Raw genomic sequence first — 23846 nt, 5'->3', positions numbered from 1 at the left:
TCTGTGGAGAGCCCGTCGCTGTCTTCGCCTGTGGAGAAGGCTAGCCGAACATCTGTTCGATAGCACGTCCTGTGCTCATCGACACACCGGCGCGTCGGATCAGAGAGACCCGACCTGGGCCAGCGGGTCGGTGGGTCGGAGCGTGGCGGTCCAGCTCTCTCCGGCCCGGAGCACGACCGCGAGGCAGTCCGGTGCCTCGCGCGCGAGCGCAACCGCGAACGCGTCCCCGGCGCGATCCATCCAGCCCGGCGGCAGCCGGGTCGAGGCGGGCGCGTGCAGCGTCCCCCAGTGCACCGGCACCGCGAACCGGGCCCCGACGAACGCGCACGCGCGCGCCGCGGTGATCGGACCCATGTGGCCCTCCGACAGCCGGGGACCCCACCCACCGACCGGGACGAGCGCGACGTCGACCGGCGCACCCGCCAGCGCGGGCAGGTGCAGCATCCCGGGGAAGACCGACGTGTCGCCCGCCACCCACACGCACGCCGACGCACCCCGGACCAGATGCCCGTTCGCGGCGTTGGGCCGGTGCGGCATCGGGCGGTGCCCGTGGACCGCGGGGCACAGGCGGACGCGCACGCCGCCGCCGACCGGGACCGGATCGTCCCCCAGCCGGTCGCCGACGAGCTCGCCCGGTCCGCGTGCGTCGACCCGGAACCATTCCGTGTTGCGCAGCCCCACTGCCCGGAACCCCCGCTCCGCGAGCCAGCGCGCGCTCGACGGGGCGGTGAGCACGGGGACGTCGCCGAGCAGCCGCAGCGAGCCGAGCTCGGCATGGTCGTGATGCAGGTGCGAGAGCAGCACCGCGTCGGTCGACCGCCAGACGGCAGCTTCCGGCCGGTCCCCGCGCCGGCGCAGCAGGCCCGCGTGCCGGCGCAGCAACGGGTCGGTGACCAGCCGCACCCCGTCGAGGTCGAGCACGACGGACGAGTGTCCGAGCCAGGTCACGCGCAGCAACGGGCTCTCGGGCTGCGCCCGGCCGCGCAGCACCATCGCCGGCCGGTGCCGACCACCCCCGCCGCGGCTCACGACCGCCGCCCGTTCACGGTCGCAGCCCGTTCAGGCGCTGCCAGCGGACCAGCTGGGTAAAGACCGCCTCGGATCCGATCAGCATGGACTCACCTCCCACGTCGCCGCGCAGATCGGCGTCGATCACCCAGAGCGCCGGGTACAGGATCATCGCGTCGTTCTGCGCCCCACCGAGCCCGCCGTGCGACCCGACGAGCCCCTCGAAAGCATGCACCGATCCGCGGTCGTCCACCGCGGAGATCAGGATCAGGTCACCCGCGTGCGCGAGCCCGGCGACGCGCAGCAGGTCGGGTCGTGCGTGCGGCCCGTACGGCGCGAGCGGGTCGACACCCCGGACGGCCTGCTCCGGCGGGACGCCGTCGGCAAGGAGCCTGCTGCCGCCCGCCCCGAGAGCGACCGGGCCCCGATCGCCCGTCTGGACGACGACGACGCCGATCGCGGCGCGCGCGAGCAGGCCCGGCACCAGCCGCGGCCACCGCGCGGTGATCTCGTCGAGGTCCACGCGGCCGGCCAGCCGTGGGAACCAGAGCATCCCGAGGTTCCCGGACGCGCTCACCGCGACCTCGGGCAGCGCGGCGTCGTCCGCCAGGGCGGCCGGCCCGGTCCGCCCGGTCCGATCGGCGAACCGTGCCCCACCGGACCCGCTGAGCAGCGCGTTGAGCGGGCTCCACTCCTCCCCGGCGTCGGCCCTCGATCCAGCGGTGCCCGCAGCCACCGCCGCGGCGGCGTCGTCGATGAGGCCGTGCACGACGTCGACCAGCGACGCACCCTCAGCCTGCTCGAAGGTCGCACCCAGCGACTGCCCGTGGTCGGACAGCACGACGATCCGGTAGGAACGCGGGGCGTGGTCGGCCACCTGGGCCAGGATGGCCAGCACGCGATCGAGGCCCTCGAGCGAACGCAACGACTCCGGCCGGACCGGGCCGGCGTGGTGGGCGATCTCGTCGTAGTCGACCAGGTCGACGAACACCGTGGGGGCGCCGCCCAAGAGCTGCTCGGCCACGAGCGCGGTGTTGAGGTCACGCATCAGCACGTTGCTCATCGCGCGCAGCACGACGTACACGCCGCGCCGCGAGACCCGCGGAGCGACCCCGCGGGCGCGCTGCTGCCGCCCCTGGTACAGCTCCTTGACCATCTCGCCGAGCGTCAGCCCGACCGTGCGCGTGAGCACGTACGGGCTCGAGAAGAAGCGGACGAAGGCGCTGCCCGGACCGAACCCGCGGCGCCCGCTCGCGCGGCTGATGACCACGAGCGCGGTGGGCGCGTCGCCCGTGAACATCGTGCTGATGGCGACGCCGTCGTGCGCGAGCAGCCCGTCCCCGTCGCTCAGCCGGGACTCGACCAGGGCCGCGTCGCCGGGCCGGTTGGTCACGATCATCCGGGCGAGGTCCTTGTCCCACCAACGGAACGCGGGCACCTGGACGCTGGAGCCGTGCAGCAGCCCGGCCTGGCTCGCGGGCGTCGTGGCCGGGACCTGGGCCCACCAGCCGTCGACCCGATGGGTCCCGCTGCGCAGCCAGCGCGTCATCGTGGGCACGAGCCCGGCATCGATCGCGTGGTTCAGGACGGGCCGGGACACGCCGTCGAGCTGGACGATGAGCAGCCCCGGCTCGCCGCGACCGGGCACCTGGCCGCGCCGGGCGCGCGACCTGGCCCGACGCAGCACGTCACCCAGCACGTAGCCGCTGTCGTTGCCACCGACGAGCCAGCGGGCCCCGGCCATGACCCCGGAGGCGATGACGAGCAGGAGCAGGACCTGCACCCAGCTGCGCACGGTGATGCCGGGCACGAGGTTCAGCGCACCCCAGGCGATCAGGAACTGGGCCGCGAGCCCCGCGAGCAGCGCGCCGACGATCCCGGTGGCGACCGCCAGCAGCCGCAGCACGGGCCGCACGAGCCGGTCGCCGACGGCGATGAGCGCGGCCGCGGCGAGCACGTCCAGCCACGACCCGGCACCCGCGCCGTCGAGCACGAACAGCGCGATGCCGAGCCCGAGCGCGGACGTGACCACCGCGAGCAGGCCCTCGCCGATGTCGCGCAGCGTCGGTCCCCACCACGGAGCGGTGGGTGCGGTGATCGCTGGCGCAGCCGTGGCCACCGGTGGCTCACCCCCGGGGTGGCGCCGCGCGGTGGGTGTCGGCGCCCCAGCGCCGTGCCTCGGGGACCTCGAGCGCGTCGCACAGCGCGTGCCACACGGTGCGGGGCTCGTCGCCGTCCTCGATCGCCTGTTCGGCCGTGCGACTGCCCAGCGCACCGATGACCTGATCCGAGGCGAGCGTGCGGCCGTAGGCCTCGCCGAACACCTCGTCGACGAGCGCCCAGAACTCCCGATGCCGCATACGGCCCAGCCTGCCATGTTCGCGCGTCTGTCGGTGGCGCACCGCAGAATGAGCGGGTGACCTCGCACCTCGACGGCGGCGCACCACGCGCCGACGCCACCGCGCACGAACCGACCGCGCCCGACCCGGCTGCATCCGACCCGGCTGCATCTAACCCGATGGCGGGCTTCTCGCCCGCGACCCGGGCCTGGTTCGCCGGCGCCTTCGCCGGGCCGACGACGGCGCAGACCGGCGCGTGGGCAGCGGTCGCGGCGGGTGACCACGCCCTCGTGGTGGCACCGACCGGTTCGGGCAAGACCCTGGCCGCGTTCCTGTGGGCGCTCGACGGCCTGATCGCACCGGGTGCGGCCGAGCCCACGACCCTCAACCCGGTCGATCGCTGCCGCGTCGTGTACGTGTCCCCGCTCAAGGCGCTCGCCTCCGACATCGAGCTCAACCTGCGGTCCCCGCTCGTGGGCATCCGGCAGGCGGCGACCCGGCTCGGGCTCACGGTGCCGGAGGTGACCGTCGGGGTCCGCACCGGCGACACGCCCCCGGCGGAACGCCGCGCGTTCGCGACCAAGCCCTGGGACATCCTCATCACGACCCCGGAGTCGCTCTACCTCGTGCTGACCTCAGCCGCGCGGGCCGGTCTGGCGGGCGTGCAGACCGTGATCCTCGACGAGATCCACGCGGTGGCCGGGACCAAGCGCGGAGCCCACCTCGCGGTGTCGCTGGAACGCCTCGACGCGCTGCTGCCCGCACCCGCGCAGCGGATCGGGCTGTCCGCGACCGTGCGCCCGGTCGAGTCTGTCGCGGCCTTCCTCGGGGGCGGGCGGTCGCTGGCCGACGGCGGGCGACGGGTCGTCGTCGTGCAGCCGCCGTCGACCAAGCAGATCGTGGTCGACGTCGTCGTGCCCGTCCCGGACCTGTCCGACCTGGGCGGTGCAGGCACCCCGGGGCTCGACGACCAGGTCGACCTGTCGGGGCCCGCCGCCGGGTCGCCCGCGAGGCCGTCGATCTGGCCGCACGTCGAGGAGCGCGTGGTCGACCTCGTGGCCGCGCACCGCTCCACCCTCGTGTTCACGAACTCGCGGCGCGGCGCCGAGCGGCTGACCGCGCGGATGAACGAGGTCTGGGCGGCGCGGCAGGGCGAGGACGTGCCCGATCCGGGCTCGCTGCGCCCCGCCGCCGCCCCGGGCCAGTCCGGCACCGCCGTCGGGATCGACACGTCCGACGCGACGCAGATCCTGGCCCGCGCACACCACGGCTCGATGAGCCGCGCCGAGCGGACCCGCACGGAGACCGAGCTCAAGGCGGGCCGGCTCCCCGCGGTCGTGGCGACGAGCTCGCTCGAGCTCGGCATCGACATGGGGGCGATCGACCTCGTGGTCCAGGTGGGCGCACCGCCCTCGGTGGCGAGCGGGCTGCAGCGGGTCGGGCGCGCCGGGCACCAGGTCGGCGCCGTGTCCCGCGGCGTCATCTTCCCGACCTTCCGGGGCGACCTCGTGCCGTCGGCGGTGGTCGCCGGGCGGATGCGCCGGGGCGAGATCGAACGGCTCACGGTCGTGGCCAACCCGCTGGACGTGCTCGCCCAGCAGATCGTGGCGATGGTCGCGGTCGAGGACTGGACGGTCACCGAGCTCGCCGGGGTGCTGCGGCGCTCCGCCCCGTTCACCGCCCTGGGCGACGCGACGCTGCACGCCGTCCTCGACATGCTCGCAGGGCGGTACCCGAGCGAGGAGTTCGCCGAGCTGCGCGCGCGGATCGTCTGGGACCGCACGACCGACGTGCTCACGGCCCGCCCCGGCGCGCTGCGACTCGCCGTGACGAGCGGCGGCACCATCCCCGACCGGGGCCTGTACGGCGTGTTCCTCGCCTCCGGGGGCTCCCCCGTGCCCGGTGCGAGCGACGTCCCCGCCGACGACGAGCGCACCGGCGGCCGGCTGCGCGGCGGCAAGCGTGTGGGCGAGCTCGACGAGGAGATGGTCTACGAGTCCCGCGTCGGGGACACGTTCACGCTGGGCTCGAGCAGCTGGCGGATCCAGGACATCACCCCCGACCGGGTCCTGGTCACCCCCGCCCCCGGGGTCCCGGGCCGCCTGCCGTTCTGGAAGGGCGACTCCCCCGGCCGGCCCGCGGAGCTGGGCCGGGCGATCGGGGCGTGGGTGCGCGAGCTCGCCCCGCTGCCCGACGCCGCCGCGCGCGCCGCCGTCGAGCGCGCCGGTCTCGACCCCTGGGCGGGCGACAACCTGCTCGCGTACGTGCGCGAGCAGCGCGCGGCGACCGGGCAGATCCCGGACGACCAGACCATCGTCGTCGAGCGGTTCCGGGACGAGATCGGCGACTGGCGCGTCGTCGTGCACTCGCCGTACGGGGCTCGGGTGCACGCGCCCTGGGCGCTCGTGATCGCGGCCCGGATGCGCGAGCGGTATTCCGTGGACGCCGCCGCGATGCACGCCGACGACGGCATCGTGCTCCGGCTGCCCGACATGCTCGCGGGCGACGGCGCCATCGCCGGAGCCGACGCCGGTACGTGGAGCGGGGACACGGGCCCGGCGATCGACGCCGCCGACCTCCTGATCGACCCGGACGAGGTGGCCGACGCCGTCCGCGCGGAGCTGGGCGGTTCGGCGATGTTCGGTGCCCGCTTCCGGGAGGCCGCCGCCCGGGCGCTGCTGCTCCCCCGCCGCCGACCGGACCGCCGGCAGCCGCTGTGGCAGCAGCGCCAGCGCTCGGCGCAGCTGTTGAGCGTGGCCGCGCAGTACCCGGACTTCCCGATCCTGCTCGAGGCGGTGCGCGAATGCCTCCAGGACGACTTCGACGTCGAGGCGCTCACCGAGCTCATGCGGGACGTGGCGGCGCGCCGCGTGCGACTGGTCGAGGTCACGACCCAGTCACCGTCCCCCTTCGCGCAGTCCCTGCTGTTCGGGTACACCGCGCAGTTCCTGTACGACGGCGACGCCCCGCTCGCCGAGCGACGCGCCGCGGCCCTGACCCTCGACCCGACGCTGCTCGCCGAGCTGCTCGGCCAGGGTGGGTCCACCCAGCTGGCGGACCTGCTCGACCCGGTCGCGGTGCTCAGCACCGAGGCCGAGCTCGCGGGCCTCGCCCCGGACCGGCAGGCCCGGCACCTGGAGGACCTCGCGGACGTCGTCCGCCGCCACGGCCCGCTCACCACGGCCGACGCCGCCGCCCGGACCCGCGAGGACGTTCGCGACCAGGCAGCGACCTGGCTGGGCGAGCTCGAGGCGTCCCGGCGGGTCATCCGGGTCCGGATCGGCGGGCTGGACGCGGATCGCACCGCGCAGTGGGCGGCCGTCGAGGACGCCGGCCGGCTGCGCGACGCGCTCGGCGTGGCGCTCCCTGTCGGCGTGCCGGAGGCGTTCACCGAGGTGCTCCCCGACCCGCTGGGCGACCTTGTGCGTCGGCATGCCCGCACGCACGGCCCGTTCCCCGCCGCCCAGGTCGCCGAGCGGTTCGGGATCGGCGTCGCCGTGGCGACCGACGTGCTGCGCCGCCTCGAGGCCGCCGGGGTGCTCGCGTTCGGGCGGCTGCGGCCCGACGTACTGGGCGGCACCGGGAGCGAGTTCTGCGAGGTCGAGGTGCTGCGACGGTTGCGACGCCGGTCGCTCGCCGCGCTGCGCGCCGAGGTCGAGCCCGTCGACGGCCGCGCGCTCGGCGTGTTCCTGCCGCGTTGGCAGGGCATCGGGCGGCTGCGCGGGGTCGAGGGGGTGGCCCGCGCCGTCGAGCAGCTCGCCGGGGTCGCGCTGCCGGCCTCGGCGCTCGAGACGCACGTGCTGCCCGCACGGGTCCGGGACTACTCGCCGGCGATGCTCGACGAGCTGACCGCGGCCGGCGAGGTCCTGTGGGCCGGGCACGGGTCGCTCGCAGCCCGAGACGGGCTCGTGAGCCTGCATCCCGCGGCGACGGCAGACCTCACCCTGCCGGAGCCGATCGACCTCGACGGCGCCGGCGCGCTCGACACCCCGCTGCACCGCGCCGTGCTGGCGGCGCTCGCCGGCGGGGGCGCGTACTTCATCGGCGGCCTGGGGGCGCGGGTCGACGCCCTGCTGGCCGACTCTCTGCTGGCCGACTCTCTGCTGGCCGACGCCGATCCGATGACGGCCGCCGTCCGGACCTCACCGGCGGTGCTCATGGCGGCCGTCTGGGACCTCGTGTGGGCGGGGTACGTCACGAACGACGGGTTGACCCCGCTGCGCGCCCGGCTCGGGTCGGGCGGTGGCCGCGGCACGGCACACCGCACGCGACCGTCCGCGCCGCGGGCCCGCGCGATGCTGCGTGGCTCGCGGCTCGGGCTGCGCGACGGACGCCCGGTGACGGCCGCCGGGGTCGGACCGGAGGCGAGCGGCCGGTGGTCGCTGCTGCCGTCCCGCGAGCTCGACCCGACCGTGCGCACGCATGCGCTCGCCGCGCAGCTGCTCGACCGGCACGGGATCGTGACGCGCGCGGTCGCTCCCGCGGAGGGCATCTCGGGGCAGTTCGGCGCGGTCTATCGCGTGCTTGCCGCGCTCGAGCAAGCGGGGCAGGTGCGCCGCGGCTACTTCGTCGAGCACCTGGGTGGCTCCCAGTTCGCGCTGCCGGGAGCCGTCGACCAGCTGCGGTCCGACGCAAAGGACGCCGTCGTGTCCGACGGACCGCTGGACGGGCCCGAGGACGTCGCGCGCCCGCACCTCGCCGGCGCTGTGCTGCTCGCGGCAACTGACCCGGCCAACCCGTACGGCGCTGCGCTCGCCTGGCCCCCGTCGCAGACCGGCGAGGGTGGCGACGACCCGGCCCGGCACCGCCCCGGCCGCAAGGCGGGTGCGGTCGTGGTGCTGGTCGCCGGCGCGCTCGTGCTGTACGTCGAACGCGGCGGGCGGACGTTGCTGTCCTTCTGCCCGGACGAGGCACCGCTCACGACCGCCGCTGCTCTGCTCGCCGAGAATGTGCGCTCGGGCCGGCTCGGCCGCTTGACGGTGCAGCGCGGCGACGGCGCTGTGCTGCTGGGGGGCAAGAGCCTGGACAGCCCGCTCGGCCGGGCGCTGACCGATGCCGGTTTCGCCCCAACCCCCCGGGGACTGCGACTGCGGGGCCAGGCATGACGACGCCCCGCCTGCGGCCACCGCGAGCTCGCCGTGCCCGAGGGTGACATCGTGCGCCGCACGGCCCTGCGGCTCGACCAGGCGCTCGCCGGCCAGACCCTGACCCGGGCCGAGATCCGGTGGCCGGCAGCACGCGAGGTCGCTGCCGGGCGGACGGTGCTGGGCACGATCTCCTACGGCAAGCACCTGCTGACCCGGTTCGACGACGGCCAGACGCTGCACACGCACCTGCGCATGGAGGGATCCTGGGCCATCGCCCGGACCGGTGCACCGGCCGCGGCCGCCCGCGGCGCGTTCGTCCGGGTCGTGCTGGGCACCTCGACCTGGACCGCCATCGGCACCAGGATCGGCATGCTGGACGTCGTCGCGACCCGGGACGAGCAGGCCCTCATCGGGCATCTGGGCCCCGACCTGCTCGATCCCCAGTTCCCGGGAGCTGGCCTCGTCGAAGCGCTGCGTCGCTGGGACGCCCAGGGCGCGGCACCGATCGCCGAGGTGCTGCTCGACCAGCGGGTCGTCGCGGGGATCGGCACCATCTACGCGGCCGAGTCGCTCTTCACCCGCCGGTTATGGCCGTGGACCCCGGCGGACCGGCTCGCGGATCCGGCAGCGCTCCTGCTCGCTGCGCGGGCGCTCCTGATCCGATCGGTGGCGGCCCCGATACCCACGGCGACGGGAGAGACCGCTCGCGGCCGCACGACGCTCGTCCACGGCCGCACGCATCAGCCCTGCCGACGATGCGGCACCCCGATCCGGGTCGGCCGCGCGTTCAAGCCACCCGTCGACCGACCGATCTTCTACTGCCCGGTGTGTCAGGCCGAACCACGGTCGACCGAATGACGATCGACCGGAACGTGATCAGTCGGAACTGGCTCAGCCGACTGGGGTGAGCTCTCCGCGCAACCGACCGCGACCGAGGCCGGGCTCGCCCGTGCCCCGCAGGGACGCCGCCAGCTCGACCGGAACGGTGTCCGGGATCGACAGACCTTCGGCGACGGCGATCCGCTCGCTGACCTCACGTAGGACGATCGACAACGGGACGTCCAGCGCGCCACAGATGCTGCCGAGCAGCTCTGAAGACGCCTCCTTCTGACCCCGTTCGACCTCGCTCAAGTAGCCCAGAGAGACCCGAGCAGCCGAGGACACCTCGCGGAGGGTTCGACCCTGCCGCTGGCGGGCATCCCGCAGCACATCACCGATCTCGCGGCGAAGTACAACCATGGGTCGTCCCCCTTTCGTGTCTCGTTCGAGCCCCGCATCCACCGTGGGACTCGACCCGGCGGGCCGGCGAGTCGTCACCGTAGCGTTGGCGCGTCCCCTGGTGGGGAGATTCCTACCGTACCCCGGGCCACGGACGCTACCTTCTGGGGCTCGGTTCATGGGCCTGTTCTGCATCACAATTCATCCAACGAGCCGAGTGCCTCGCCTGTTCCCGACTCACCGAGAACGTCGATCGCGAGGGCGAGCACGAGGTCCCGGGTCGCAGATCGCACGCCGGTCCGGTCTCCCGCCAGGTGCGCCGAGCGCACCCGAACGCCCGCAGGGGTCGCGACCGCCAGATGGACGGTACCCGGTAGGTGACCACCCTGCGGTTCGGGCCCGGCGACACCGGTGGTGGCCAGACCGACGTCGGCCCCGAGCAGGGCTCGGACCCCGGCTGCCATGGCTGCCGCCACGTCCGGATCCACCGGCCCCCTGCTCGCCAGCAGCTGCGAGGAGACCCCGAGCACGCTCGCCTTCAGATCGGTCGCGTACGCGACGACGCCCCCGCGCACGCTCCGCGACGCACCGGGGACCGCAATGAGCGCGGAGGTCACCAGGCCGCCCGTGAGGGACTCAGCCACGGCTACGGTCCAGCCCCGGGCCTGCAGCGCGCCTAGCAGCTCGACGGCCAGCCCGGGGGCCGCGACCGGCGGGCTCATGGTCTGGCCCATCGTCGGCTCAGCGGGCCGGCGCGCGATGGCGCAGCGCGACCGCTTGGCGAACGTAGTCGGCGCCGGTGACCACGGTCACGGCGACCGCCAGACCCATCGCGATCCCGGCGACGACCTGGATCCAGGACGGCAGCTGGTCCAGCGGAAGCAGGTAGATGGAGATCGCCACCGACTGCAGCACGGTCTTCCACTTGCCGCCGCGGGACACGGGAAGCGTCATCTTGCGCCGCAGGAGCACGAACCTCAACGCCGTGATGCCGAGCTCGCGCACCAGGATCACGACGGTGACCCACCACGGCAGCTCACCGAAGGCCGACAGGATGACGAGCGCCGTGCCGATGAGGAGCTTGTCGGCGATCGGGTCGAGCAGCGCACCGAGGCTCGTGACGAGATTGTGGCGCCGGGCGATGTAGCCGTCGACCTTGTCTGTCAGGGCTGCGAGCACGAAGACGACGGTCGCGATCAGGCGCCAGAGCACCGAGTTCCCGTCATCCACGAGCAGTGCGGCCGCGAAGAACGGGACGAGCGCGATGCGCCCGATCGTCACCAGATTCGCGACGTTCCACCGGGAAGGGGCTGCTTTGACCACATGACCAGCGTAGGCGTTCGATCTACCCGTCCTCGCCACGCCGGGCCCGAACCCCCGTTTTGGCCCCGGCGACGGCGTGTGTCGATATCGTCAGAACCGTGACCCGCCACGCCCGCACGGTGCCACCTCCGTCGCTCGTGGGTTTGGCCGTTTTCGGGGTCTTTCTGCTGGTGAGCGGCCTGACCTGGGGTATCGCCGCCGCCTGGGAGACGACGATCGCCGACGCCGGGCAGTGGGCGGCGACAGGAGCTGCGACGACCGACGAGCTCGCCTCCGATGTGTCGGTCGCGCAGCCTCTCGCAGACCCCCCGGAGCCCGTCCCGACCCCCGAACCCGACGCCGAGTTCACGATCGTGGCGGCCGGGGACGTCCTGCCGCACCTGCCGGTGCTGCGGTCGGCTCGGCTTGCCGACCGCTCGTACGACCTGACCCCGCTGCTCGCGCCGGTCGATCCCTGGATCAGGGGCGCCGACCTCGCCCTGTGCCACCTCGAGGTCCCGGTGAACCCGCCCGGTGTGGCCCCTTCCGGCTACCCCCTGTTCAGCACGGTCCCCGCGGTGGTCCAGGCACTGCGGGACCAGGGCTGGGACGGCTGCTCGACCGCCTCGAACCACTCGGTCGACCGGGGTTTCGCCGGGGTCGCCGCGACCCTCGACGCGCTCGACGCCGCGGGGCTCGGGCACGTCGGCACGGCGCGCAGCGCGACCGAGGCAGCCCAGCCCCAGCTGTACCGGCTGGTGCGCGGGGGGCAGACGCTGACCGTGGCCCAGATCTCCGCGACCTACGCCGTCAACGGCATGCCCGTCGAGACGGACAAGCCCTGGTCGGTCAACCGCATCGACGTGCCGACGCTCGTCGCGCAGGCCGTCGCGGCGCGGTCCGCGGGCGCCGACCTCGTCGTGGCGAGCATCCACTGCTGCGTGGAGTACCAGAGCGGGCCGAGCGCCGAGCAGCTGGCGATCGACCAGGGCCTGGCGGAGTCGGGGCAGATCGACGTCGTGCTCGGGCACCACGCCCACGTTCCCCAGCCGGTGGCCAAGCTTGCGGGCGGACCTCGCGGCGAGGGGATGTGGGTCTTCTACGGTCTGGGCAACTACCTGTCGAACCAGGACTCGGACTGCTGCAGCCCGGCGACGGACTCCGGCCTGCTGGCGGCGATCCACGTCCGCAAGCCCGTCGACGGCCCCGCGAGCGTCGCTGCGCTGGAGTGGACGGGTCTGACGGTCGACCGCGTGGGCAAGCACCGCGTGTACGCGCTGCCTGAGATCACTGCGGGTGCCGGCACCCTGACCTCGACCGAGGTAGCCCGACGGGCGGCCCGGGTCGCGACGGCCGTCGGCACCCAGGCAGCGCAGCGCACGACCCCGCTCACGCCCACAGGCCCGGTCCCCACCGTCGTGGCGCGGACCAGCTGACTCACCTCATCGACCGACCGAACAAGCGAACGACCTACCTCACCGGCCGGATCGGCGCGGACCGGGCTCCTCGTCGTCGGCGTCGTCGTAGTAGTCCGTGGCGACCGGGGGCGCGCCGTCGGTCATGTCGGGCTGGTCGTAGACCTGCTCGGTGCCGGGAGCCGGATCGCCGCGCAGCATCGCGAGCGTGGCGGCCAGATCGTCAACGCCGACCAGGACCTCGCGCGCCTTCGACCCCTCCGAGGGCCCGACGATCTCGCGCGACTCCAGCAGGTCCATCAGCCGACCGGCCTTGGCGAAACCGACCCGGAGCTTGCGCTGCAGCATCGACGTCGAGCCGAACTGGGTGGTCACGCAGAGCTCTGCGGCCTGCAGCAGCAGGTCGAGGTCGTCCCCGATGTCCTCGTCGACCTTCTTGTGCACCACCGTGACCGCGACGTCCTCGCGGTACACGGGCTTGAGCTGGGCCTTGACGTGCGCGACCACCGCGTGGATCTCGCTCTCGGTGACCCACGCCCCCTGGGTGCGCATCGGCTTCGCGGCCCCCATGGGCAGGAACAACGCGTCACCCTGTCCGATGAGCTTTTCCGCGCCGGGCTGGTCGAGCACGACCCGCGAGTCGGTCAGGGAGGACGTCGCGAACGCCAGCCGCGAAGGCACGTTCGCCTTGATCAGCCCCGTCACGACGTCGACGCTCGGTCGCTGGGTCGCCAGGACGAGGTGGATCCCCGCGGCGCGGGCCAGCTGGGTGATCCGCTGGATCGAGGCCTCGACCTCGCGCGGGGCGACCATCATGAGGTCCGCGAGCTCGTCGACGACGATGAGCAGGTACGGGTACGGCGCGATCTTGCGCTGGCTCCCGGGCAGCGGTTTGACCTTCCCCGCACGCACCGCGGCGTTGAAGTCGTCGAGGTGCTTGAAGCCGAACATCGCGAGGTCGTCGTAGCGCGACTCCATCTCGCGCACGACCCACTCGAGGGCCTCGGCGGCCTTCTTCGGGTTGGTGATGATCGGGGTGATGAGGTGCGGGATGCCCTCGTAGATGGTGAGCTCGACCCGCTTGGGGTCGACCAGCACCATGCGCACCTCGTCAGGGGTGGACCGCATGAGGATCGAGACAATCATCGAGTTCACGAAGCTCGACTTGCCGGCGCCGGTGGCACCGGCGACGAGCAGGTGGGGCATCTTGGCGAGGTTGGCCACGACGTAGCCGCCCTCGACGTCCTTGCCGACGCCGATCACCATGGGGTGCTCGCTGCGCCGCGCGGCCGACGACCGCAACACGTCGCCGAGCGAGACGATCTCGCGGTCGGTGTTGGGGATCTCGATCCCGATCGCGGACTTGCCGGGGATCGGCGACAGGATCCGCACGTCCGCGCTCGCGACGGCGTAGGCGATGTTCTTGCTCAGCGCGGTCACCCGCTCGACCTTGACGGCCGGGCCGAGCTCGACCTCGTACCGGGTCACCGTCGGGCCGCGCATGAACCCCGTCACGTGGGCGTCGATCTCGAACTGGTCGAGCACCGTCGTGAGCGCCTCGACGATGCGGTCGTTGGCGGCGGACCGGACCTTGTGCGGCGGCCCCTTGCCCAGGACGTCGTCGGGAGGCAGGGAGTAGATGACGTCGCCCTCGAGCATGGGCTGCTCGCCGCGCGGCACGCCCGTGGTGGGCGGCGCGACCAGGTCGCGCGCTGCCGGCTTGGCGGCGCGGCCGATGAGCGCGGTCGGCGTCGCATCGGCCGCTGTGTCGGCAGCCTCCTCCGCCACGCGGGCCGCCTCGACCACAGCGGCGCGCTTGAACGCCTCGTCGGCCTCGTAGGCGTCGAGCAGGTCGGCGTCGGACACCGGGGCGGTCTTGCGTCGGCCCGCAAGCGCACGCCGGAGACCGCGCTTGGCGGGCTTGGTCGTCTCGTCGGTCGCGGTGTGCCCCGCGTTGATGACCAGCGGGCCGTCGTCGTCCACGTCGCCGTCCGCGTCGCCGCGGTCCTTGCGCGTGAGCCGGTCGTAGCCCGCGTGCATGCGGGCGCCGATGAGGTTGACGGGCGTGGCTGTGACCACGAGCAGCCCGAAGAACGCGAGCAGCACGAGCAGCGGGACCGCGACCCACGCGGTGAGGGCGCTCGCGAGCGGGGTCCCGGTCAGGTAGCCGAGGATGCCGCCGGCGTCACGCACCGGGCCGAGCCCGTCGGCCGGGTCCGGCAGGCCCGCCGAGACCTGCAGCAGGCCGCACACCGCGAGGCCGATCGCCGACAGGCCGATCGAGACGCGTGAGTTGGCCTGGGTGCGGTCGGGGTGCCGCATGATCCGCACGGCCAGGCCGAGCAGCACCAGCGGGATCGCGTACCCGACCTTGCCGAACGTGCCAGCGACCGCGGCGTGCACCGTCGCGCCGGCACTCCCGGTCAGGGCGAACCACTCGCGGGCGGCCACGATGATCGCCAGGGCGACCAGGGTGAAGGCGACGCCGTCACGACGGTGCGCGGGGTCGAGGTCGCGCGCATCACGTCCGATCCGGCGCGCGGTGCCGCCGATGAGGTGGGCACAGCCCATCCAGATCCCGCGGATCACCCGCACCGGGAGAGCAGACCGCACGGGCTGCGCAGGCGGTCCGGCGGGGCGTTTAGGGCGCGGCGAGGCGCCGCCCGACGCGGCGGGGCGGACCGCTGAGGTCCGCGCGCGCTTCGTTGGGGCGGGCCGTCCGGAGGAAGACGTACGGGTCGCCATGGTGCCAAGGTACCGGCGGCACCCTGTTCGGGCGTTTCACAACACCCCGGGCCGGGCGAACTGGTTAGATCCGCTACGCCTCGACCACGACGGGAAAGATCAGCGGCCGACGCTTGAGCTGCGACGACACCCACCGCCCGACGACCTGCCGGACGACCTGCTCGAGCTGGAAGACATCCACGGCGCCCCCGGCCGTCGCGGCCTCGATGGCGGCGGTGACCTGCGGCACGATCTGGTCGAACACCTCGTCCGACTCGGCGAATCCCCGTGCGTGCAGGTGCGGGCCGGCGAGCACGCGACCCGTGGCGGAGTCCACGACGGCGAAGATCGAGATGAAGCCCTCCTCACCGAGGATCCGGCGGTCCTTGAGCTCCGCGTCGGTGACCCCACCGACGCTCGAGCCGTCGACGTACACGTACCCGCAGGGCACCGCGCCGACCACGCGGGCGAGCCCGTCGGTGAGGTCGATCACGACCCCGTCCTCGGCGACCAGCACCCGGTCGGCCGGCACCCCGGTCGACACCGCGAGCGCCGCGTTCGCGACGAGGTGCCGCACCTCGCCGTGCACCGGCAGCACGTTGCGCGGGCGCACGATGTTGTAGCAGTACAGGAGCTCGCCGGCGGCAGCGTGCCCCGAGACGTGCACCTTGGCGTTCCCGCCGTGCACGACGGTCGCCCCGCACCGGGTGAGCCCGTTGATCACGCGGTAGACGGCGTTCTCGTTTCCCGGGATCAGCGACGACGCCAGGATCACGGTGTCCCCCGGGCCGACGACGATCCGGTGGTCCCGGTTCGCGATGCGCGACAGCGCGGCCATCGGCTCGCCCTGGGAGCCCGTGCACATGAGCACGATCTCGTCGCCGGGCAGGGCGTCCGCCTTCTTCTGCTCGATGAGGACGCCCGCGGGAAGGGTGAGGTAGCCGAGGTCGGCGGCGATGTTCATGTTGCGGACCATCGAGCGCCCGACGAAGGCGACCCGGCGACCGTGGCGCGCAGCGGCGTCCACGACCTGCTGCACGCGGTGCACGTGCGAGGAGAACGACGCGACCACGATCCGGCGGGTCGCCGCCGCAAACACGCCGTCGAGCACCGGGCCGATCTCGCGCTCCGGGGTGACGAAGCCGGGGACCTCGGCGTTCGTGGAGTCGACCATGAACAGGTCGACCCCCGCCTCGCCCAGCCGGCCGAACGCGCGCAGGTCGGTGACCCGCCCGTCGAGCGGGAGCTGGTCCATCTTGAAGTCGCCGGTGTGCAGCACCGTGCCCGCGCGGGTGCGGATCGCGACCGCGAGCGCATCCGGGATCGAGTGGTTGACAGCGACGAACTCGCACTCGAACGGGCCGAACGTCTCGGTCTGCCCCTCGGCCACGACCAGCGTGAGCGAGTCGAGGCGGAACTCCTTGAGCTTGGCCTCGAGGAACGCGAGCGTGAGCTGCGAACCCACCAACGGGATGTCGCCGCGCAGCCGCAACAGGTACGGCACGGCCCCGATGTGGTCCTCGTGGCCGTGCGTGAGCACGATCGCCTCGATGTCCTCGAGCCGATCGGCGAGGTAGGCGAAGTCCGGCAGGATCAGGTCGACGCCGGGCTGGTTGTCCTCCGGGAAGAGCACGCCGCAGTCGACGACGAGCAGCCGCCCCTCGGTCTCGAACACGGTCATGTTGCGGCCGATCTCGCCGAGACCGCCGAGCGCCACGATGCGCAGCGCCCCGTCGGGGAGCGCGGGGGGAAGGTCCAGCTCGGGATGCGGGTGCGACACGGCGGTTCCTGCGCCGGTCAGCGGGTCGGCAGCAGGCCAGCGGCGACCAGGGCCGCTCGGACGAGCACGACCTCGTCGTCGTCGGCCTCCACGTGCGGCAGGCGCACGGTGCGGGTCGGGATGAGCCCGAGCAGCTCGAGCGCGGTCTTCGAGCGCACGACCCCGTTCCCGGAACCGCAGATGAGATCGATCGCGGGCAGCATCGAGACGAACCCAGCCCGGGCCGCGGCGAGGTCACCCGCGTCCATCGCCCGGACGAGGGCGGCCAGCCCGTCGCCGACCAGGTGGCCGGCCATGCTCACGACGCCCGCCGCGCCGTGCGCGAGGAAGGCGAGGTTGAGCGCGTCGTCGCCCGAGTAGTACGCGAGCGAGGTGCGGGACATGGTGCGGGCCGCGGCGAACACGTCGCCGGTCGCGTCCTTGACGGCGACGATCCGGTCGTGGGTCGCCAGCCGGTCGAGCGTCTCGGGGGCGTAGCGCACGACCGTCCGGCCCGGGACGTCGTAGAGCATGACCGGCAGGTCCGTGGCGTCCGCGACGGCGACGGAGTGCCGGTAGACACCCTCCTGCGAGGGACGGGAGTAGTACGGGCTGACGACGAGCAGCCCGTGCGCCCCGGCGGCGGCGGCCTGCTCGGCCATCCGCACGGCGTGCTTCGTGTCGTTGGAGCCCGCTCCCGCCACGATGACGGCCCGATCCCCCACCGCGGCGACCACGGCGGCGATCAGGTCGGCCTTCTCCGGGGCGTGCGTGGTGGGCGACTCACCCGTGGTGCCGTTGAGCACCAGGCCGTCGTGACCGTGGTCCACGAGATGGGTCGCGAGGCGGACCGCGGCCTCGACGTCGACCTCGCCGGTCACCGTCATCGGCGTCACCATCGCGGTGAGGACCGCTCCGAACGGACGTGCGGGGACGGTGGGGGTCGCTGCGGCCGGCATGGTCCCAAACTACCGCGCGCTACGCCGGCGCCTTCTCGTAGGTCACGAACCGATACCGCAGCCCTGTCGTCGAGGTGCGCCAGCCCGCGCCGGGGTCGGTCGCGACGACCTGCCAGCTCGCGTCGATCTCGGGCGCGCGCGCATCGGGCTCGTCGACCGGGTCCAGCGTCAGGTCGATCTCGGTCACCTCGAGCCGGTCCGCGAGCGCCCAGGTCGCGGCGTAGACCTGGGCGCCGCCGATCACCCACGCCTCGCCGTCACCCTCGTGCACCGCGCGGGCCTGCACGATGGCGGTCTCGACGTCGGTCACCACGGCCGCACCTTCGAAGACCTCCTCGGACGCCGCACCCGGGCGCCGGGTGAGGACGACGTTCGGGCGCCCCGGCAGCGGCCGGAACCGCGGCGGCAGCGACTCCCACGTCGCGCGTCCCATGATCACCGGATGCCCGGTCGTGACCCGGCGGAAGTGCGCGAGGTCCTCCGGCAGGTGCCACGGCATGCCGCCGTCGCGCCCGATCACGCCGGGGCCGCCGTCGGCCGAGCGGGCCTGGGCCCAGATCAGGCCGAGGCGCTCGCTCATACCGCGACCCTCATACCGCGACCGGGGCCTTGATCGCCGGATGGTGCTGGTAGTCGGCGACCACCACGTCGTCGAAGGTGTAGTCGAAGATCGACGGGGCGGGGCGCAGCTCCAGCGTCGGGAACGGGTAGGGCGCGCGGGAGAGCTGCTCACGCACCTGGTCGACGTGGTTGTCGTAGATGTGGCAGTCGCCGCCGGTCCAGATGAAGTCGCCGACCTCGAGCCCGGCCTGCGCCGCGACCATGTGCGTGAGCAGCGCATAGCTCGCGATGTTGAAGGGCACGCCGAGGAACAGGTCGGCGCTGCGTTGGTAGAGCTGGCACGAGAGCCGGCCGCCGGAGACGTAGAACTGGAAGAACGCGTGGCACGGCGCGAGCGCCATCTTCGGGATCTCGGCGACGTTCCACGCCGAGACGATCATGCGCCGCGAGTCCGGGTCGGTGCGCAGCGTCTCGAGCAGCTCGGCGATCTGGTCGACATGTCCCCCGTCCGGGGTCGGCCACGAGCGCCACTGGACCCCGTAGACGGGACCGAGGTCGCCGTCGGACGCGGCCCACTCGTCCCAGATCTTCACGCCGTGCTCCTGCAGCCAGGAGACGTTCGAGTCCCCGCGCAGGAACCACAGCAGCTCGTACACGATCGACTTGAGGTGCACGCGCTTGGTGGTCACGAGCGGGAACCCCTCGGCCAGGTCGAAGCGCATCTGGTGGCCGAACACGCTGCGCGTGCCGGTACCGGTCCGGTCGGCCTTGGGGGTCCCGGACTCGAGCACCAGTCGCAGGAGGTCCTCGTACTGCGTGCGCACCGGTCGAGTCATGCGGGTCATCCTAAGGTCGCGCCCGCGACGCGCCGGATTGTCCGGCGCGTCCTGGGTCGGGGCGCAATACTGGCGCACATGTCGACGCCGACCCTCCCCCCCACCGTTGCCGCGCACCTGCCCACCGGGCTGCTGATCGACGGGGCCTGGCGCCCCGCGACCGGCGGTGGCACCTTCCCTGTCGGGGATCCCGGCACCGGGGAGGTCCTCTTCGACGTCGCCGACGCGACCCCCCAGGACGGGCTCGACGCGCTCGCCGCCGCCGACGCCGCGCTGCCCGCCTGGCGCGCGGTGGCCCCGCGGGAGCGCGGCGAGCTGCTGCGGGCCGTGTTCGAGACCGTCATCGCCCGGATCGACGACTTCGCGGCCCTCGTGACCGCGGAGGGCGGCAAGCCGCTGGCCGAGTCGCGCGCCGAGGTCGTCTACGGCGCCGAGTACGTGCGGTGGTACTCCGAGCAGGCGGTGCGGATCAACGGGCTGACCCGCACCGCGCCGTCGGGCGCCAACCGCCAGATCGTTCTTCGCAAGCCCGTCGGGCCCGCGCTGCTCATCACGCCGTGGAACTTCCCGATCGCCATGATCACCCGCAAGGTCGCCCCGGCGTTGGCCGCCGGGTGCACCGTCGTCATCAAACCGGCCGGGCTCACACCGCTCACGACCGCGCTGTTCGCCGAGGTCGTGCGCTCCGAGCTGGAGCGGCGCGGGCTGCCGACGGGTGTGATCAACGTCGTGCCGACGTCGTCGTCGAGCCGGCTGGTCGAGCAGCTGCTCGCCGACCCCCGCCTGCGCAAGCTCTCGTTCACCGGGTCGACCGAGGTGGGCCGGGTCCTGCTGCGCGGGGCCGCCGAGGGTGTGCTCCGCACGTCCATGGAGCTCGGCGGCAACGCCCCGTTCCTCGTGTTCGAGGACGCCGACATCCCCGCCGCGGTCACCGGCGCGGTCGCCGCCAAGATGCGCAACGCGGGCCAGACCTGCGTCGCCGCCAACCGGTTCCTGGTGCACGAGTCGGTCGCGAAGGAGTTCGCGGCCGGGCTCACGGCGGCGTTCGACCGCCTCGTCGTCGGGCACGGGGCGGCCGAGGGCACCACCGTCGGCCCGTTGATCGAGGAGAAGGCCGTCGACCGCGTCGATCGCTGGGTCGCGGAGGCCGTCGACGACGGCGCCCGCGTCACCACCGGTGGCGACCGGCCGCGCCGCGCCGGCTGGTTCTACGCCCCCACGGTGCTCACGGATGTCGACCCGTCGTCGCGGATCGTGCGCGAGGAGGTGTTCGGACCCGTCGCGCCGATCGTCACGTTCACCGACGAGGACGAGGCGCTCACGATGGCGAACTCGACCGAGTTCGGGCTCGTGGCGTACGCGTACACGCGGGACGTGTCGCGGGTGTTCCGGGTCGCCGAGCGGATCGAGGCGGGCATGCTCGGGATCAACCGCGGCATGGTCTCCGACGCGAGCGCCCCGTTCGGTGGCGTGAAGTCGTCCGGGCTGGGCCGCGAGGGCGGCGAGGCCGGCATCGAGGAGTACCTCGAGAGCGTCTACGTCGCGCTGTAGTGCGGGCGCGCCGCCAGGCTAACCTGACCGGCGTGACCCAGGACCTCGGCGCGCGGACCGCCGTCCGCCAGGCCGTCAGCGTGTCCGTGGCGACCGGGCTCTACGGGATCTCGTTCGGCGCGCTGTCCGTGGCGGCGGGCCTCGACCTGCCGCAGACGGTCGCGCTCAGCGTGCTGATGTTCTCCGGCGGCTCCCAGTTCGCGTTCATCGGCATCCTCGGCGCCGGCGGCACCGGGCTGGCCGCGGTGGCTACCGCCGGGCTGCTGGGCGCCCGGAACGCGCTCTACGGCGTGCGGGTCGCCCCGCTGCTGGGCGTGGCCGGCTGGCGCCGGCCGCTCGCGGCCCACCTGACGATCGACGAGTCCACCGCCGTCGGCACGGCGCAGCCGACCGTGGTCGCGAACCGGGTCGGTTTCTGGTGGACCGGGATCGGTGTGTTCGTGGCCTGGAACGCGTGCACGCTCGCGGGTGCGGTGCTGGGCGACGCCCTGGGCGACCCGCGCCGCTACGGGCTCGACGCGGCGGCCCCGGCTGCGTTCCTCGCGCTCGTGTGGCCGCGGCTGGCCGGACGCACGGCGCAGGTCACCGCGCTGGCCGCGATCGTCGTCGCGCTCGGACTCACACCGATCACTCCCCCGGGGGTCGGCGTTCTCGCGGCCGCGGTCGTGGCGGTCGTGATCGGCTGGACCCGGCCCGTCACCGCCGCCGAGGCGCCCGACGAGGCAGCCAGCGTGGCCGCCGCCGAGGCAGCAGGCGTGGCCCCCGCCAAGGCCGACACCGCGGCTGACACCGCCGATGACACCGTCAACGGGCAGGAGCGAACGTGAACGCCTGGGCGATGACCTGGCTCGCGATCCTTGCGGCGTCGGCGGTGGTCTTCGCGATCAAGCTCCTCGGACACCTGGTGCCCACTCACTGGCTGGCCGACGCCCGGGTCGCCCGAACCGCCTCGCTCGTGACCGTGGCGCTGCTCTCGGCCCTCGTCGCGGTGCAGACGTTGACCAGCGGCTACCACGTGGTGCTCGACGCACGCGTCCCCGCGCTCGTCGTTGCGGCGGTCGCGCTCGCGCTGCGGGCCCCCTTCATCGTCGTGGTGGTCGCCGCGGCACTCACGGCAGCCGGGCTGCGCGCACTGGGTCTCTGAGCCCTCGCGTCGGTTCAGCGGCGGATCACGACGCCGTGGCGGTCGGTGAATTGCCAGCCGGTAGGTGTCCAGGTGATCTCGATGCCGTGGTCGTGGGTGTGGTCGTGGTGGTGCCAGCACAGCAGCACCCCGGTGGTGGCATCGGTGTCGCCGTGGTCACGGAACCATTGGATGGAGTGGTGGCATTCGCACATGCGCGGTGGCGCGGTGCAACCGGGGTATTGGCAATGTTTGTCACGGGCGATGATCGCGCGACGTAATTGGCCGGTGAAGGTGCGTTTGGCGCGGCCGATATTGATGAGCTGCGAGTCCGGGCTGAACATGAACCGACTGATCTCCGCATCACACAACAGTCGGTCCAGCACGACGCGCGGCACCAGCTGCCCGTCCTCGAACACCGCCGGACGAAGCACCTGCGGGACCAGCGGCGACCCGTGGGGCAGCCCGCGCCCGCGCAGCCCAGTGTCGAGCGACTCAGTACCGAGCAGCCCCTGCTCAAGCAGCCCGCCCGGTGCGGGGGGCGGGAACAGCAGGGCCGGGTCCACCCGGTCGCAGTCGGTCGGGTGCAGGGACGGGTCGAGCAGGTGGGTCACCCCGGCGCGGGTGGTCATGGCGATCAGGGTCGGGTAGTCCACCAGCACACTGATGTGCGGGCGTACCGAGGCGCCTTTGCCGGTCAGGCCCTGGTCCAACGTCAACCGGGCCAGGTCCGACAACGCCCCCGCGCGACGCTGCGACGCGGTCCGGTCATCACCGGCCGCCGGCACGCCTTGCACGGCCTGCAGGGCGACCAGGAGCCCTTGGCCGTGCTCGGTGGTCAGGAACCCGGACAGGTGGCACCCCCCGGTGGTGGCGGAGATGTCGAAGAACTCCCGCTCGGTGGCGCCGGTGTATCCCCGCTCGTCCGCTTCCGGGTCCGCGGCGGCCGCCCACCGGCGGGCGAGCATGCGCAGCGTGTCGGCGCTGACCTGGGCGGCCTGGTTCAGCAGGAACCGTTCACCGACCGGGGCGTCCGGGTCCGCCAACACCGCCCGGCGCGCCTCGCTGGTCGCCGCCGCGGTGGTCAGGATCTCGGCCTGCTCCACACTGACCCGCCCCTCACCCCCGGTGACCACCGCCGCGGCAGTCAACGGCAGCTCGTCGCGCAACGCGTGGGCCAGGCGCGTCATCCGCTTCGCGCGGGCGTAGGTCAGGTGCGCACGCCGCGCCAACCAGGTCGGGAACGTGCGCGCCCCGTTGACGTTCCACGGCACGTCGGACTCCACCACGGGTAGTGCGCGGGTGGCGATGGCCTGCAACCGGTCCGACAGCTCGAACACCCTGTCGAACAGCTCCAACGCGCCCGCCCCTTCCAGGTCCCGCGGAGATACGGCGGCCAGTGCGTCGACCTGGGCCTCGATCACCGCCACCCGCTGCGCCAACGACAACGACGCCAGCCGCGCGGACGAGTGCGGCGGCGTGGGTGTGGGTGTGGGTGTGGGTGTGGGTGTGGGTGTGGGTGTGGGTGTGGGTGGTTGCGACGACGGCCCCAGGCCGAGCGACGGCGTAGGTGTGGGCGTGGGCGACTGGGCGGCCGGCTGGGCGGGTGTGGGCGGCTGCGACGATGCGCGCTCGTCCTCTTCAAAGGTCATCTCACACCCCCCGCCGCTGCTCGTCAGGAATACCCTTGCTGCCTCAGAACGGGTGAACCGTCACCATTTCCGATGCAATCCACACTAACCGGGGGCACTGACATTCCCCGCTGCGTCGTCGGGCAGGGGTGTGGACAAAGAACAGCACACCGAAATCTGTGGATTAGCATTCGTGGGGGCCGGCTGGGGGCGGTTCATTGACCGCAATTCCTCTCGCGAGAACTGCGACCGAGCTCCGGCCCGACCGCGCCGACCTCGCACTGGCACCCGCCCCGGCAGCGGTGGCTCTGAGCAGCATCTTGATAGCCTGCG

At 73.3% G+C, this 23846-nt stretch carries 18 protein-coding genes; 6 read left to right on the top strand and 12 right to left on the bottom strand.

The genetic code is table 11. The annotated features are described in order from the left end of the window. Positions 1-99: 99 nt before the first annotated feature. Genes VTA80_RS17655 through VTA80_RS17645 form a run of 3 tightly spaced genes read right to left on the bottom strand, consistent with a single transcriptional unit; the run spans position 100 to position 3368 of the window. Positions 100-1029, bottom strand: a complete 930-nt coding sequence (locus VTA80_RS17655; protein ID WP_407342392.1) for an MBL fold metallo-hydrolase — start codon at positions 1027-1029, stop codon at positions 100-102. A 13-nt stretch (positions 1030-1042) separates the two neighbouring features. Next, entirely contained in the window at positions 1043-3127 is a 2085-nt protein-coding gene (locus tag VTA80_RS17650; RefSeq protein ID WP_407342391.1) for an alkaline phosphatase family protein, read from the bottom strand. Between the two features lie 7 nt (positions 3128-3134). After that, positions 3135-3368 carry a DUF3046 domain-containing protein gene (locus tag VTA80_RS17645; RefSeq protein ID WP_407342390.1) on the bottom strand — a complete coding sequence of 78 codons (234 nt, stop codon included), beginning with the start codon at positions 3366-3368 and terminating at the stop codon, positions 3135-3137. 158 nt (positions 3369-3526) lie between these two features. Here VTA80_RS17645 and VTA80_RS17640 point away from each other — a divergent pair, with 158 nt between their 5' ends. Both VTA80_RS17640 and VTA80_RS17635 read left to right on the top strand, forming a co-directional pair. Next, on the top strand, positions 3527-8452 hold the full coding sequence (locus VTA80_RS17640; protein WP_407345806.1) for an ATP-dependent helicase: 4926 nt from the start codon (positions 3527-3529) through the stop codon (positions 8450-8452). A gap of 33 nt (positions 8453-8485) precedes the next feature. Beyond that, on the top strand, positions 8486-9292 hold the full coding sequence (locus VTA80_RS17635; RefSeq protein WP_407342389.1) for a DNA-formamidopyrimidine glycosylase family protein: 807 nt from the start codon (positions 8486-8488) through the stop codon (positions 9290-9292). A 33-nt stretch (positions 9293-9325) separates the two neighbouring features. Here the strand turns inward: VTA80_RS17635 and VTA80_RS17630 are convergent, their stop codons facing one another. The 3 genes from VTA80_RS17630 to pgsA all read right to left on the bottom strand — a co-directional run bounded on the left by VTA80_RS17630 (position 9326) and on the right by pgsA (position 10975). Next, on the bottom strand, positions 9326-9673 hold the full coding sequence (locus tag VTA80_RS17630) for a helix-turn-helix domain-containing protein (RefSeq protein ID WP_407342388.1): 348 nt from the start codon (positions 9671-9673) through the stop codon (positions 9326-9328). A 173-nt stretch (positions 9674-9846) separates the two neighbouring features. Beyond that, entirely contained in the window at positions 9847-10374 is a 528-nt protein-coding gene (locus VTA80_RS17625; RefSeq protein WP_407342387.1) for a CinA family protein, read from the bottom strand. A gap of 19 nt (positions 10375-10393) precedes the next feature. Continuing rightward, the gene (gene pgsA / locus VTA80_RS17620) at positions 10394-10975 is read right to left on the bottom strand and encodes a CDP-diacylglycerol--glycerol-3-phosphate 3-phosphatidyltransferase (protein WP_407342386.1); all 582 of its coding nucleotides are present in this window, start codon (positions 10973-10975) and stop codon (positions 10394-10396) included. 98 nt (positions 10976-11073) lie between these two features. Between pgsA and VTA80_RS17615 the strand changes: the two genes are divergently transcribed. After that, entirely contained in the window at positions 11074-12390 is a 1317-nt protein-coding gene (locus tag VTA80_RS17615; RefSeq protein ID WP_407342385.1) for a CapA family protein, read from the top strand. 39 nt (positions 12391-12429) lie between these two features. On the opposite strand, the gene VTA80_RS17610 is transcribed toward VTA80_RS17615, so the two are convergent. The 5 genes from VTA80_RS17610 to VTA80_RS17590 form a co-directional block, all read right to left on the bottom strand. Beyond that, the gene (locus tag VTA80_RS17610) at positions 12430-15114 is read right to left on the bottom strand and encodes a DNA translocase FtsK 4TM domain-containing protein (protein ID WP_407342384.1); all 2685 of its coding nucleotides are present in this window, start codon (positions 15112-15114) and stop codon (positions 12430-12432) included. A gap of 73 nt (positions 15115-15187) precedes the next feature. Beyond that, positions 15188-16873: a ribonuclease J gene (locus tag VTA80_RS17605; protein WP_407342383.1), complete on the bottom strand. Its 1686-nt coding sequence runs from the start codon at positions 16871-16873 to the stop codon at positions 15188-15190. Between the two features lie 17 nt (positions 16874-16890). Continuing rightward, complete coding sequence (gene dapA, locus VTA80_RS17600) at positions 16891-17811, bottom strand: 4-hydroxy-tetrahydrodipicolinate synthase (protein WP_407342382.1); 921 nt, start codon at positions 17809-17811, stop codon at positions 16891-16893. A gap of 19 nt (positions 17812-17830) precedes the next feature. Next, the gene (locus VTA80_RS17595) at positions 17831-18391 is read right to left on the bottom strand and encodes a dihydrofolate reductase (RefSeq protein WP_407342381.1); all 561 of its coding nucleotides are present in this window, start codon (positions 18389-18391) and stop codon (positions 17831-17833) included. 10 nt (positions 18392-18401) lie between these two features. Next, a complete protein-coding gene (locus tag VTA80_RS17590; protein WP_407342380.1) occupies positions 18402-19208 on the bottom strand; it encodes a thymidylate synthase in 807 nt (268 codons plus the stop codon). A gap of 78 nt (positions 19209-19286) precedes the next feature. Here VTA80_RS17590 and VTA80_RS17585 point away from each other — a divergent pair, with 78 nt between their 5' ends. Genes VTA80_RS17585 through VTA80_RS17575 form a run of 3 tightly spaced genes read left to right on the top strand, consistent with a single transcriptional unit; the run spans position 19287 to position 21903 of the window. After that, the gene (locus VTA80_RS17585) at positions 19287-20759 is read left to right on the top strand and encodes an NAD-dependent succinate-semialdehyde dehydrogenase (protein ID WP_407342379.1); all 1473 of its coding nucleotides are present in this window, start codon (positions 19287-19289) and stop codon (positions 20757-20759) included. A 23-nt stretch (positions 20760-20782) separates the two neighbouring features. Next, positions 20783-21586 carry an AzlC family ABC transporter permease gene (locus tag VTA80_RS17580; protein ID WP_407345805.1) on the top strand — a complete coding sequence of 268 codons (804 nt, stop codon included), beginning with the start codon at positions 20783-20785 and terminating at the stop codon, positions 21584-21586. An 11-nt stretch (positions 21587-21597) separates the two neighbouring features. Beyond that, positions 21598-21903, top strand: coding sequence for an AzlD domain-containing protein (locus tag VTA80_RS17575; protein WP_407345803.1), 306 nt, complete (start codon positions 21598-21600; stop codon positions 21901-21903). Between the two features lie 14 nt (positions 21904-21917). Here the strand turns inward: VTA80_RS17575 and VTA80_RS17570 are convergent, their stop codons facing one another. Further along, positions 21918-23534 carry a DUF222 domain-containing protein gene (locus VTA80_RS17570; protein ID WP_407342378.1) on the bottom strand — a complete coding sequence of 539 codons (1617 nt, stop codon included), beginning with the start codon at positions 23532-23534 and terminating at the stop codon, positions 21918-21920. Positions 23535-23846: the final 312 nt, after the last annotated feature.

This window comes from Pengzhenrongella phosphoraccumulans (assembly GCF_045689905.1).
GTDB lineage: Bacteria > Actinomycetota > Actinomycetes > Actinomycetales > Cellulomonadaceae > Pengzhenrongella > Pengzhenrongella phosphoraccumulans.
The sequence above is the reverse complement of the archived record's forward strand: the minus strand, read 5'-3'. Positions and strand labels throughout refer to the sequence as shown.